Below are 12,769 nucleotides of genomic sequence, written 5' to 3'. Positions count from 1 at the left end.
TTGTCCCAGCGGCGAGATACTCCTATATGCAGTTTTGAACTGCCCTATCGAACGCCCCGACCGACCATGCCCCATCGCGATCAACCGATGTCGAACGTGACATCGGCCAAACTTGCATGCCTGTTTTTGGCAACTCTTGCGTTGGTGCCTGGATGCGCCGATCGCTCAGCGTCGTCTGACACCAACCCCGACGCAACAGAACTCGAGTCAGAAATCAGCGGTTCGTCCGAAAAACCAACCGCATCTCAATCCGCTGACTATGCGTTTGAAGAGGTTTCATCTGAGTCTGGTTTTGAGTTTCAAAATCTGTCCGGTCGGACGTTGGAGTATCGTTTTTTTGAGATCGTCGGCACGGGCGCGGCATTGTTCGACTTTGACAACGATGGCGACCTAGACGTGTATGTCGTCCAAAGTCACGAAGGCCCTGTTCTGACAAAAGGATCGACATCAGATACACCAAGTGATCGTCTCTATCGAAACGACACTGCTGGAAGCGGCCCCAACGTCGAATTGAAGTTCACTGACGTTACCGTATCCAGCGGTGTATCGGTTGCCACCGGGTATGGGCAAGGCGTCGCCTGTGGTGACATCGATAATGACGGCGATGTCGATGTCTTTGTAACCAACGTTGGCGGCAATCAATTTTTGATCAACAACGGCGACGGCACGTTCAGCGACGCGACCAAAGCGGTCGGTCTGCAGTCCGACCGTTGGAGCACGAGTGCGTGTTTTGTGGACTTTGACCGCGACGGTTGGTTGGATTTGTTCGTATCGAACTATGTGATCTACTCCGCCGAGTCCCAAAAACCTTGCTATGGGGCCAGCGGTCGGCGTGACTACTGCGGCCCCAACAGCTACACCGGAGAAGCCGATCAACTGTATCGAAACGATGGAACAGGACGTTTCATCGATGTCTCGGTCAAGGCAGGGATCGCATCTAAATACGGCGCCGGACTTGGCATCGTTAGCGCCGACTTTAACGGTGATCACTGGCCCGACATCTATGTTGCCAACGACGGGATGGAGAATCGACTCTGGATCAACGGCAAGGACGGCACCTTTGAAGACGCTGCGTTATTGTTTGGCTGTGCCTTCAATGCGGTCGGAGCTGCAGAAGCCGGGATGGGCGTCGATGCCGGTGACTTTGATAACGATGGCGACGAAGACATCTTTGTCGCCCACCTGACCAGCGAAACGAACACGCTGTATCTGAACGACGGTAGCGGCGGATTCTCCGATCGAACCAACTTGCTCGGACTCGCCGCCCCCAGTCAAGCGATGACCAGCTTCGGCTCTGGATGGCTCGACTTTGACAACGACTCGCGTCTCGACTTGGTCGTGGTCAGCGGAACCGTCAAACGCGAAAACGGCACGGTGACAACGAGCCAAGATTATCCGCTCGGACAACACAACCAACTGTTTCATAACGAAGGCGATCGGTTCGTCGAAGCCAAGCGTCGCGTTGCCCCTTCGTTCGAGCAACAAGAGATGAGCCGCGGCCTGTCGATGGGCGACATCGACAACGATGGCGACATGGACTTTATCGTAATCAACAACGAAGGCCCGGCGAGAATGTACCGCAACCAATTGGGCCATCAACAAAACTGGACCGGCGTTCGGCTCGTCGACGCCAGCGGACGCCGCGATCAGCTTGGCGCGGTCGCGCGATTGACACTCAGCAGTGGTGTCACAATGCAACGTCGCTGCCGCGCCGATGGCAGTTACTGCAGCGCCCACGACCCTCGTGTCTTGTTTGCTGTCCCTGACGGCGCCAAAGCGACCAACTTAACCGTCCGTTGGCCCGACGGAACCATCGAACAATTTCCCGCCCCAACTTTGCGACAGTACAACACCCTTCGCCAAGGAACAGGTCAACAGCTGTGATCGAATCCAAACGCATTCAAACTGTCGCTTCGCTGTGCCTGTCGATTGGCATCAGTTGCAGCATGACGGGCTGCTCCCCATCCCCCGTTGCGAAAACGGAACCGATCGAAGCCTCGATTGAAGCACCCTTCGACGAACATCTCTTCAAAGTCGTCGGCGGACATCGAATCCCAAGACTGGACGATCCTTCGATCGAAGCATCGATCCAAAAGCAAATCTCGGATCTAGAACTTCGATTTGAACAGATCGCCAAATCACCTGACGCAATTCGCCACGGCAAAATGGTCGAGTGCTATGGCGAAATGGGAATGATCAGCCAATGCTTGGAAAGCTTCGATGCCGCGCAGTTTTGCTACGAACAAGCACTTCAGCACCAACCCGACGACTATCGCTGGCAATTTCTGATCGGGCATCTTCACCGACTCGAAGGCCGACCCAAAGAAGCCAAGACAGCTTTCGCCAATGCACTTGAAAATCTTCAGCCCATTGATGCGGAATCGCTCGAGACGCAACTGGCCGCGATGTGTTGGTTAGGCGAAATCGAGTTATCGACGGGGCGTACCGACGAAGCCGAAACCTGGTTCGACAAGGTACTTTCGATTGCCCCCAACCATGCCTTCGCACGATATTCGCTGGGCCGAATCGCAGAACAACGCGATGAATTGCAAACGGCCATCGAACACTTGCAAGCTGCGTTGAAGCAGGACCCACATTCTGGAAGCATCCAGCACCTGCTGGGCACCGCCTATCGCCGAAGCGGACAACTCGAACTTGCGAAAGAGATGCTGACCAGTGCGGCTTCGAATCGCAAACCCTATGGGCCATATGATCCATTGTTGTGGGCTGTCGAGTCATCGCTTCACAGCCACCGGCGTTATCAGTTCATCGCCGACCAGAATTTCAAAGCACAACAATACGATCGGGCAATTGAGTTCTATGTCAAAGCGTTGTCACTTGGCGCGAGCACAGAAGCACTAGCACAAACCCATTGCAATTTGGGAAGTGCGTTGATCAAAACCGGACAACCTGCCAAAGCGCTCGAACATTGGAAACGAGCCGCGACGCTGAATCCGAATCACGTCGAAACGCTACTCAACTTGGCAGCGTTAACGACAGCGATGAAGCAATATGACAAATCGATCGAGCTCTACCGAACCGTGTTGGCCAGCCAACCGGAGCACCGCAAAGCACGATTGAAACTTGCACAAGCTCTGCAGTCGACGGAAGTGTATGCGGGCGCTATGACTGAATACGATACGTTGCTGAATATCGACCCAGGCAATCGACAGGCATGGCTGGGAATCGTACAGATCCACATCGCCGAAGGTCGGCAGGAAGAAGCTCGGAAACTAGCCGAGGAACACGGCCTATCTGAACTAGTCCCGCATCTCGCAAATCGCCAAGAAGAAACGTCCAATCAGCAGCGTTAACACTGCTGATCAAACGGCACGTGAGAGTTACCAAGCAAACATTAATCCGCCTTGGCCGGTGTGCTGGTCATGACTGGATGTGAACTGGGCATCGTAGTCGGCGTACAAAGTGATGCCCGAGCGAGTCGAATAGCCGAAACCGACGCCAAGGTCCAAGAAGTCGCGACCAAGTTTTGCACCTTGGACCGACAACGCGTTTCCGCCGGCAAATTGCGTCGTCAACACTTGGTTGGTATCGGCAAACTCGTGGGCGTATCCCAGCCGATAGATCGGTGCCAACGTACCGCCAAGCACGCACATGTTCTTTGAAAAGCTCGTGCCAATAATCCCACGTGCCGAATTGAAGTGGTCTTCGGCGACTTGCAAGTTCGATGCACCCGCGCCGCTTTCGGTGTATCCGTCGTAGCTGATTCCGATGTACTGCATTGCGACGTGTGGCTGAACGCTCCAATCGCCCGCCCGAAGGTTTCGACCGAGCTCGAAATAGCTCTGGAACGAATCGCTCTCTGTATTGCCAAGAGCATCACCCGTTGTGGTCGAACGGTAGGTGTCGTAGTCGCCTTGGTTGAAACCCAAAATCCCGGTGAAGTACCGGTTCGATGCGAGTTGACGACTTGCATAGGCCGCGAGTCCGAACGCTTCTAAATCGACGTTCGCTGCCAAACGACCGCCGTCAGCACCGAAGTAGTTGCCAGCCAATCCAACGGTGGTAAAGCAATCGATTTGACGCTGGGCTCCGAAGGTGAGCCCCGAAAAGTCATAGCTGAATCCGTTGTCGACCGAACCCTGCGACCCGTAGCCCGAGATCCAAGCTTGGGTTTGCGAGATCTTACGCCGTTTGTAGACAGGCGATGTGTGATACGAAACCTGCTCGACCGTGTGATCCGAAGGAGCCGTCGAAACCAGACGAATTGGGTTGGCGGAATCTCCTGAAGCAATGGACGGAGCCGCCGCCGAAAATTGCGAAACCTGATACGCGTATTGCTTCGCACTGGTCGGAACACCACCACGTAGACGGTCGGCGAGCTGACCGAGGAACTGGTTCGTCGCTTGGACTTCCAGAATCGCCGAACTGGCCAACACGTCCGCGTAACTGAAGTCCTCTGCAGCCACAAACAACAACTGCCAAAAGTTCAAAAAGCCGGAGTCGCCTGGTAATTGATCGTTGATAGTTAACGTCCATGTTCCCTGGGCGTTCTCTCCATCAAACGCGGACAGCAGTTGGTTGGGGCGATAGGTTCCCGGGGGAATGGGATTGCCGCTACCGAACGTATTCCCGGACTCGTCATCGAATCGATAACCGCCATTGGCCGCATTGGCTCCCCCACCCACTCCGTCGAACAGCTTCGCGGTCGTTCCATTCGGTGATGTTACGGTCGCGACCAAATCACCGTTGAACGAGTGGTTGTAATCAACATTGACGTCGAGATCAGAAATCGAAAGTCCACTCCCAACGGTGATCGACGAGATCGTCGTTCCCGAAGTGCCTCCCGGCGGAATTCGAAGTGGGGTGTCCTGTGAAGTAAACGTCTGTGCGGAAGCGTTGGAACCGAAGAACGCGAGCAATCCAGCAAGCGCAACACGACGGAGCTTTTTCTTGGCCATAGTGATGGCATCCTTTCCAATCACAGAATCAACAGGTCACCGTCCTGCGACTTGATCGTTGTCACAAGATGAAGCGGTGATGGTGATATCGGAAGCGGGTTTTCCCTCATCGCAAAGATTCCATCCACCGCGGCTCAACCGCGATAACTCGTCCAACCGGACTCCTAAAACTGCTGCCCCATGGCCGACCGAGCCCCCTTCTCTGAGTCCCTCCGCAGCGCGCCGAGGCTCCATAGCCTAGGACTTGGGCAGCCTGCCTGATGTCCGTGCAAAGTTCAGGTTGCGTCATCAATGGGCGACTGAGCGCCGAAATGCGTTCAGCGGTGACAAACGCAAAATGCGAGCTGATTGTGCGGGACCGGATTGAATAAAAGGCCGCTGAGGTGAATCCGTTTCCCGTAGAGTCGAAGTCGTCCCCGAAAACAAAAGGCTTCCGTGAGAACGATGCCAATTGGCACTGGGTTAGCGGTGTGTGTTTGTCCAGACAAATCACTACGGCTAATCAACCGACATTGAGTGGGGCAGACCATTGTCGGATTGATGTTGCGATGCGGCGAGCAGTTGAGTGAGCTTTCAATCGAGAGTGAATTTGATTGAAATCGAAACTCAATCGCTCGCCGCTATTCGCTTTAATGGGCTGACCTAAGAAGTCAGTGTCGTTTTCGCGGGGACAAAGAACCCGACGGCCGAAAGCCCGACCAGACATGTCAGCACGGAAAACAACAGTGGGTTGGATAGAAAGGCGATCGAAAAGAAGATCGTCACGCCGACAAACGCTGCCCATCGTGCAGGCAGAAGCCACATCCCTAGACCTGCGATCGACTCGACCAGGATCACTTTGCGGCTATACCACATTGCCATCGTCTTTAGGGTCTCGGTGTCGAATCGTTCTCGCATCAAATTGAAAACCCAGAAATCGCGGTCGACGAAATAGATGTCATAGAACACCTCGCCGGACCAATACTCTGGCGTCCATTTGCCGACCGCCCCGCCAAGCAGAATCATGGAGCAAATCACGCGTGCCAAAAAGGCGGCCCGGCGTAGCAGTGGATAGGGATCCTCATGACTCATTCTGGTCGTCAACCAACAGACCCAAAGTGAGACCCACGCACTTGTCGCGAAGGTCATGTCATTGTGACTGGATTGGTGCAATAGCAACACACCGAGGCACCCCGTCGTTCCCATCGCTGCGAACGTTCGCATCCAAGGCGTCAATCCGAACACGCCCAAGATGATCGCTGACAGCGATCCGATGTACGCGTTGCGTGCGACATCGGGTGACTGCAACCACTCTGGAAAGAACGAATCACTGATCGGAAAGTGTCGATAAACTTGGTCTGCGAGGTAGAAGAACGAATACTTCCAAACCAGTCCGATGAACAAGCAGCACTGCACCACCAAGTAGGCCGCGAAAACGCGTCCGCTTCCGGGTTCAGGCATTGTGACGGAAGCGATTGAGCCTTGACTCCGATCCGCTGACACCGAGTCATCGTGTTGGCGTGAGGTGGCCGACACTGGCGATTCCAAAACTTGGCCAGACATCACTGCAACACCTCCGGAAGAACGAGCTGATCCAAGCCTAGTGGATCGGTCGATTTACTTTGATCCATTGCAGCAGGGTCGATGAACTCGGACGACTCACGAATCCATTGATAACGCCCTTCACCGATTGGTCGGGCTTCGATTTTGGATTCGAGCAACTGACCGCGATAGGCCGACCGAATTGTCAAATAACAATGCCGGCCTTCGCACAATAAGTTGTAGCGAGTGTTCGCGAACGTCAGCATTCGCGTTGGAAAGTGATTGATGTAACGAGGACGCGTCGTATCTAACACCGGCGTGATCAAGCCTGCGGGCAGATCGCTGACTTCGTACTGATTGCCAAAGTTGTACATTGCGGGGATGGGAGCCTGGATCGCCCACAGCCCGAACGATTCACTGCTCAGATGAAACCGCCGCATCGTCATGCGGGCAATCGCCGGGACGAACGGCATCAAGAGCAGCCATCCGGACACCAGGCCGGTCAGCAGCAACACGGCGATAAAGAAATAGTCAGGGCGTTTGGGTTTCGAAGGAGCCACAGCCATCAGACCTTACCCGTCAAAGTCGGCAACAATCCTCATAATGCGACCGCCTCTGCGGCAGTCCCAATCGTGCGGTGAAACGGTATTACCATCGACTGATCGGCGGCGCGACAATCACTCTCGTGTGACCAATCGATGGTAACTCGTTTTGTTCCAACTTTACCTTACGGGTTGGGCAGGTTTGCTAGGCTTGCTCAATCAACCGCAAGGCAATTTGTCGCACAGTTTGTGGATCTGCGTTCGGGTTTTTCTTTTTTGCCTGCCCGATCAACGGTCCGATCGCCTTTTGGTTCCCGTTTTGCAGGTCCTCGACAACTTTGGGGTTCGCGTCCAGAAGGCTCTGCACAAGCGATTCCAGTTCGGATTCGTCGACGGCTTCGATCCCAAGTGACGAGACGGCGTTCTCGACGCTGCCACCATTTTCCAGAATGTGTTTGAAAACATCGCGGGCGCGATCGTTTGGCAATTCGCCTTTACTGACCATCGCCAACAATTGCCCCAGTTCAGTGGCACCGACCGGAAACGTTTCGATATCTGCGTTTTGTTCTTTCAGCGTCCGCAAGACGTCTTGCTGGATCCAACTGCTAGCTCGTTTTCCGTCACCGCATTGTGTCGCGACCTCATCAAAATACTCCACCATCGCGCGGCCCTGCGACACGATTACGTCGGCGTCGTATTCTTTGATGCCGTATTGCTTCTGTAAACGCTGACGAGCTTCGCCGGGAGTTTCACCGAGTGTCTGACGGATCTCCTCCACACGTTCCTGCGTGATTCGGACGGGCAAGAGGTCAGGACATGGGAAGTAGCGATAGTCAGCCGACTCTTCTTTTTCACGCTGCGGGTACGTGACCTCTTTGACGTCGTCCCACCCAAAGGTTCGCTTCCCTTTGGTTTCCTTGGTCCAACCGTTCTCTTCCCATTCGGCATATTGTCGTTTCACTTCGTAATGCAACGCGGAAGCGACATTGCGGAAGCTGTTCATGTTTTTGATTTCGACAATTGGCGTGCGAATGACTTCGCCATGTCGATCGATTTCCAAATTCACATTGGCATCGACACGCAATGATCCTTCTTGCATTTCACAGTCCGAAACGCCGAGGTGAACCATCGTCTCTTTCAGCTTGGTGAGGTACGCCAAGCACTCTTCGGCCGTGCGCAAATCTGGCTCGCTAACGATTTCCAACAGCGGCGTACCACAGCGGTTCAAGTCGATCCGGCTGTCGCCGCTGCCGGCGGCTTCGTCGTGCATGCTCTTGCCGGCGTCCTCTTCCAAATGGGCGCGCGTGATTCGGATTTTGCGCGTCGCATCGGGATCTGCCGGGTCTTCGATCTCCAAGACTCCATCGACACAGATCGGCAAATCGAATTGGCTGATCTGGTACCCTTTGGGTAGGTCAGGATAGAAGTACTGCTTTCGATCCCACTTGGTCATCGGCGGGATATCACAATCAATAGCCAAACCGGCGCGGATCGCCAGCTCGATTGCTTGTTCGTTGATTACCGGCAATGCGCCGGGTAGTCCCAAACAAACTGGACAGACTTGTGTGTTGGGTGCACCACCAAACTTGGTGCTGCATCCGCAAAACAACTTCGTTTTCGTTCGCAGTTGGACGTGGACTTCCAGCCCAATGATCGTTTTAGTCGGTAGCTCAGCCATGGCTTATCCGCGTGGTCGTTTGGTGTGATAGTCCGTTGCCGACTGAAATGCCGAAGCGGCAAACAACAGTCGAGCTTCTTCAAGTGCCGGGGCTTGCAATTGAATGCCAAGCGGCAATCCCTGTTCGTTCAGTCCTGCGGGCAGGGACATTGCGGGAACGCCGGCCAAGTTTGCACCGACGGTAAACAAGTCGCAAAGGTACATTTGAATCGGGTCATCCAGCTTCGCGCCGAGTTCAAACGCAGGCGTTGGTGTGACCGGCCCGAGTAAGACATCGACTTGGGAAAACGCTGCGTCGTAATCGCCGCGAATCAGTCGGCGGACCTTTAACGCTTGGTTGTAGTATTGGTCAGCGTAGCCTTCGCTTAACGCATAAGTTCCGATCATGATTCGCCGTTTGACCTCGTCGCCAAATCCTTCGGCGCGGCTCTTGCAATACATCGCTTCCAAGTTGGTCCCGGTTTCGCTGCGATGCCCATAGTGTGCACCGTCGTATCGAGACAAATTACTGCTCGCTTCGCTGGGCGCGATTACGTAATAGGTCGGCACCCAATACTCGCGGTGTGGGAGATCCACGTCGATAATTTCGGCCCCCAGTTCGGCATACACACCAATCGCATGTGCCACAGCGGCACGAACGTCCGCATCCACACCTTCGGCTTCCATCGATTCTCGAAGGACGCCGATTCGCATGCCACGCAAATCATTCGACTCGGTCGCGGCAACATAATCCGGCACGTCTTTGTTCAATGACGTCGAATCGCGAGGCTCATGACCAGCGATGGTATTCATCAGCAGGGCGCATTCTTTTGCACTCCATGCGATCGGTCCGATTTGATCGAGACTGCTTGCGAAAGCGACCAACCCGTATCGGCTGACACGCCCATAGGTCGGCTTCAGCCCGGTCACACCGCAGAACGCGCTCGGCTGGCGAATGGAACCGCCGGTATCGGTTCCCAGGCTTAACGGTACGGTTTGCGCCGCGACCGCTGCGGTCGCACCGCCGCTACTGCCGCCCGGCGTCCGCTTGGTATCCCAAGGGTTGGTCGTCGCGCCGAAGGCTCCCGTTTCGGTGCTGCCGCCCATCGCAAATTCGTCCATGTTGGTCTTGCCAACAATGACGGCATCGGCGGCACGCAGTTTTTCGACCACGGTCGCGTCGTACGGAGGGCGAAAACCACGCAGCATCTCGGACGAGCAAGTGGTTGGCATATCGGCAGTGCACAAGACGTCTTTGACCGCAACAGGGACGCCCGCCAAGGCACCGAGTGGTTTACCGGCGGCACGTTTTTCGTCGATCGCTTTCGCCGTTGCGAGTGCGAGGTCGCGGTCCACATGGGTGTATGCATTATGCAGCGATTGCGAGGCTTCGATCGCGTCGATCGCTTGACCGGCGATCTCCACCGCAGACACCTCGCCGTCAGCCTGTTTGCGCAGCAACTCAAATGCAGAATCGAGCATGAATCTTGGACTCTGGAATCGGTTCGAATAGTCAAACCGCGATTATCAAGCATAACCAGCCAGTTTGCCTACCACCTGTCCGACCCCAAATCCGCGTCGGACGTTTTCCTGTTCGGCAAAGCTTCCTGTTCGGCAAAGCGATTTCTCTTCAAAGTCTGCGGGATCGGAACAACCGCCCCTTCCCTACCGAAATGAGCGTGAATCTTTGCGTGAGGGTCCTCCCTCATCCCCCGTCATCGGATCTAACAACTTATCTCTGTGTGCCTGTCGACCTCTACGACACTTTTCAACGGTCCTGGCAAACAGATGACAACGACCGTGAAACCAACTTGCCCCGCCGAAACGCCACTGGCGCAACGACTTTCGCAATGAATCGACTCCTTCGAAACAATCGCATTTTCTCCTTCTCTGTTGCCCGCGCCCTGGGTATCGCCTGCGCCCTGGTTTCGGCGCCGCAACCGTTTTCACATGCGGCTACGGTCACCGACCTGACTCCGTCTTGGAATGCTGTTCAGTTTGCTGGACCAGGCCAATCCGATTACTTCGACGATCAACAAACCGGAAACGCACGCTCCATCTCTGACATCGTTGGAAACTCGTCCAACCCGTCGTTTTTTTACCAGTTTGATGATGGCGGAACCCCAGGAAATTGGACGGACGGAAGCCTGCTGTTTCGTGTTCGCCTAGGGGCAGGCGACAGCAGCGGATTTTCGCGCAACCTGTTTGTCGGAATGGATGCCAACCAAGACGGTGCGCTGGACTTGTATGTCGGTGTTCACAACCAGGGGTCTGCGGATGAACTGGCAATCTATGGGACCGGATCGGATCTAAATATTTCGCCGAACACGACCAGCATCACCGGACCGCTACAAACCTTTGCCGAAACCGCTTCGAACTACCACTACGCGGCCGTCGATACCGCCGAAACCGACTTGGATTCAGACCGAGAAACCGACTACTTCCTCAGCTTCGCGTTGCCCTACCAATCGATCGTCGATTGGATGCAAACCGAATCTGCGATCAGCATCGATCAATCATCCTCGCTTAGTTTTGTGCTGGCAACGGCCACGCAAGACAATTCGTTCAACCAAGACTTGAACGGCGTTCCCAAAACGTACGACGGCAGCATGACTTGGCAGGAACTCGGCGCACTTTCGGTCGGAACTTCACCGTCAGGAATCAGCGCGATCCCAGAGCCATCTGCTGGCTTAGCGCTGCTGCTCGGCTCGATGACCGTCTTTGTCCGATCACGTCGTCGTTCGAAATAGCAATCGGATTTCAGTGTTGCGTTGGCAACGTGATCGTTGCCACGCAACCGGCAAGTCCACCGGACAGCGAAATCGCCGCACCATGCAGTTCGGCGATGCGGTACGCCCGGCAAAGGCCAAGCCCCAAACCGCGCCCCGCTTCACGCCCGCTGTAATACGGATCGAATGCGTGCTTGGAAGCCTCCGTGGATAGCCCCGGCCCGCTATCGGCGACATGAATCTCCCAGCGGTCTGGCTCCGATTGAAGCGACAAGACAATGGTTCCGTCATGTCCCACCGCTTCCAACGCATTGCGAACCAAAACACGAATCGCTTCCAAAATCATCATGCGGTCACCGCTCCATCGGTTCTGCTCCGGTGGAGAAACCGGTTCACCTGGCAACTCGATTAACAATCGACTCCCCTGCTCTTCTGCCAGCGATTGGAATTCATCGAATGCTTCACGAACCACTTCCGCGAGTTGGAACGGCTCAACATCGGGTTCGGTCGGATTGGCGTAGAACATCAACCCGGCAATCATTTCGTGCGCCCGAAAGACTTGCCGGACGATTTGTTCCAACGACTCGCGGCGACGCGAATCAGCCTCGTCGTGTGCCAACGATTGGGCACGTGCCGAAATATTGGCCAACGGATTGTTGATCTCGTGACTCAATCCGTAGGCGAGTTGCTTGGCGGCGGATAACTTGCGATGTTCGGCCAAACTCTCGATCCGCTGTCGATCGCTGCGACCTTTTTCGGCCGCCCGTGCGAGTACATGCAAAAGCTGACTGCCGTCTGGCGAAGCTTCAGCGTCCATCGAGTCGTCGCCATCCCAGATCAGTCGCGGCATTTCCACCGAGAAATCGTTGGCGACTGCCGGTGAAATCACATCCAGCCAATCGGTGACCTGATCCAGCCAATCGGTTGGTGACTGATTCGCCGCGCGAGCCATCAGACGCGACCAACGATTCTGGTGCCGGTCGAGGATAGCCGGCGCCGCAAGCATCCATTCGCCATCGGAAAAGCGAGCGGCAAACTCAGGCATCAAGATCCACTCGGCCAATTCAGTCAATGAGACTGCTAGGCCTGCTGGCACCGTCAGCATTGCGTACATCAACAATGGCGGATCATTGGCGAGCGCACGTTTCACGCGCTGCAAAACGACCTTCGCATCCGAAGGTTGATCATCGGATGGGGCGTCGCTGGAGAAAGCCAATGAGATCGCTGCCATTGCCCGGTCGGACAAAGGCAACCAATACCGTACCGGCTGCGCAGTGAAGTCCGATTCCGGAGACTCCGCAGGGGCAACGATCGGTGGCAACAGTCCCCACCAACCAAGCGTTCGAGTCGATTGCGAAACCATCGGCTCATCCGTCGTTGAAGGGGTGACTACCACCGTCT

The 12,769-nt window shown here is 55.2% G+C and carries 9 protein-coding genes; 3 read left to right on the top strand and 6 right to left on the bottom strand.

The window, feature by feature from the left end; all coding sequences use genetic code 11:
* Positions 1–87 precede the first annotated feature (87 nt).
* Positions 88–1,884, top strand: a complete 1,797-nt coding sequence (locus CGZ80_RS23025; protein ID WP_158222826.1) for a CRTAC1 family protein — start codon at positions 88–90, stop codon at positions 1,882–1,884.
* On the top strand, positions 1,881–3,314 hold the full coding sequence (locus CGZ80_RS23020) for a tetratricopeptide repeat protein (protein WP_094418026.1): 1,434 nt from the start codon (positions 1,881–1,883) through the stop codon (positions 3,312–3,314). The genes CGZ80_RS23025 and CGZ80_RS23020 overlap by 4 nt, the downstream gene beginning before the upstream one ends.
* Before the next feature lie 27 nt (positions 3,315–3,341).
* Here the strand turns inward: CGZ80_RS23020 and CGZ80_RS23015 are convergent, their stop codons facing one another.
* The 5 genes from CGZ80_RS23015 to gatA form a co-directional block, all read right to left on the bottom strand.
* Positions 3,342–4,919 (bottom strand): autotransporter domain-containing protein, encoded by a 1,578-nt coding sequence (locus tag CGZ80_RS23015; protein WP_094418025.1) that lies wholly within the window; start codon positions 4,917–4,919, stop codon positions 3,342–3,344.
* Positions 4,920–5,561: 642 nt separating this feature from the next.
* On the bottom strand, positions 5,562–6,461 hold the full coding sequence (locus tag CGZ80_RS23010) for a hypothetical protein (protein WP_094418024.1): 900 nt from the start codon (positions 6,459–6,461) through the stop codon (positions 5,562–5,564).
* Entirely contained in the window at positions 6,461–7,006 is a 546-nt protein-coding gene (locus CGZ80_RS23005; RefSeq protein ID WP_094418023.1) for a hypothetical protein, read from the bottom strand. The genes CGZ80_RS23010 and CGZ80_RS23005 overlap by 1 nt, the downstream gene beginning before the upstream one ends.
* Positions 7,007–7,187: 181 nt before the next feature.
* Positions 7,188–8,660: an Asp-tRNA(Asn)/Glu-tRNA(Gln) amidotransferase subunit GatB gene (gene gatB / locus CGZ80_RS23000; protein ID WP_094418022.1), complete on the bottom strand. Its 1,473-nt coding sequence runs from the start codon at positions 8,658–8,660 to the stop codon at positions 7,188–7,190.
* 3 nt (positions 8,661–8,663) lie between these two features.
* Positions 8,664–10,121 carry an Asp-tRNA(Asn)/Glu-tRNA(Gln) amidotransferase subunit GatA gene (gene gatA / locus CGZ80_RS22995; RefSeq protein ID WP_094418021.1) on the bottom strand — a complete coding sequence of 486 codons (1,458 nt, stop codon included), beginning with the start codon at positions 10,119–10,121 and terminating at the stop codon, positions 8,664–8,666.
* Between the two features lie 368 nt (positions 10,122–10,489).
* Between gatA and CGZ80_RS22990 the strand changes: the two genes are divergently transcribed.
* Complete coding sequence (locus CGZ80_RS22990) at positions 10,490–11,389, top strand: PEP-CTERM sorting domain-containing protein (protein ID WP_158222825.1); 900 nt, start codon at positions 10,490–10,492, stop codon at positions 11,387–11,389.
* 10 nt (positions 11,390–11,399) lie between these two features.
* Here the strand turns inward: CGZ80_RS22990 and CGZ80_RS22985 are convergent, their stop codons facing one another.
* On the bottom strand, positions 11,400–12,731 hold the full coding sequence (locus CGZ80_RS22985) for a sensor histidine kinase (RefSeq protein ID WP_094418019.1): 1,332 nt from the start codon (positions 12,729–12,731) through the stop codon (positions 11,400–11,402).
* Between the last annotated feature and the right edge of the window lie 38 nt (positions 12,732–12,769).

Origin of the sequence: Rhodopirellula sp. MGV (genome assembly GCF_002251265.1) — a bacterium.
In the GTDB taxonomy this organism is placed as follows: Bacteria; Planctomycetota; Planctomycetia; order Pirellulales; family Pirellulaceae; genus Stieleria; species Stieleria baltica_A.
This window is presented reverse-complemented; position numbering and strand designations above follow the sequence as displayed.

What these genes read in the sequence shown, in the direction of transcription:
- CGZ80_RS23025 (WP_158222826.1), top strand. Translation starts at nt 88, where the DNA reads ATGTCGAACGTGACATCGGCCAAACTTGCATGCCTGTTTTTGGCAACT.
- CGZ80_RS23015 (WP_094418025.1), bottom strand. Translation starts at nt 4,919, where the DNA reads ATGGCCAAGAAAAAGCTCCGTCGTGTTGCGCTTGCTGGATTGCTCGCG.
- CGZ80_RS23010 (WP_094418024.1), bottom strand. Translation starts at nt 6,461, where the DNA reads ATGTCTGGCCAAGTTTTGGAATCGCCAGTGTCGGCCACCTCACGCCAA.
- CGZ80_RS23005 (WP_094418023.1), bottom strand. Translation starts at nt 7,006, where the DNA reads ATGGCTGTGGCTCCTTCGAAACCCAAACGCCCTGACTATTTCTTTATC.
- gatB (WP_094418022.1), bottom strand. Translation starts at nt 8,660, where the DNA reads ATGGCTGAGCTACCGACTAAAACGATCATTGGGCTGGAAGTCCACGTC.
- gatA (WP_094418021.1), bottom strand. Translation starts at nt 10,121, where the DNA reads ATGCTCGATTCTGCATTTGAGTTGCTGCGCAAACAGGCTGACGGCGAG.
- CGZ80_RS22990 (WP_158222825.1), top strand. Translation starts at nt 10,490, where the DNA reads ATGAATCGACTCCTTCGAAACAATCGCATTTTCTCCTTCTCTGTTGCC.
- CGZ80_RS22985 (WP_094418019.1), bottom strand. Translation starts at nt 12,731, where the DNA reads ATGGTTTCGCAATCGACTCGAACGCTTGGTTGGTGGGGACTGTTGCCA.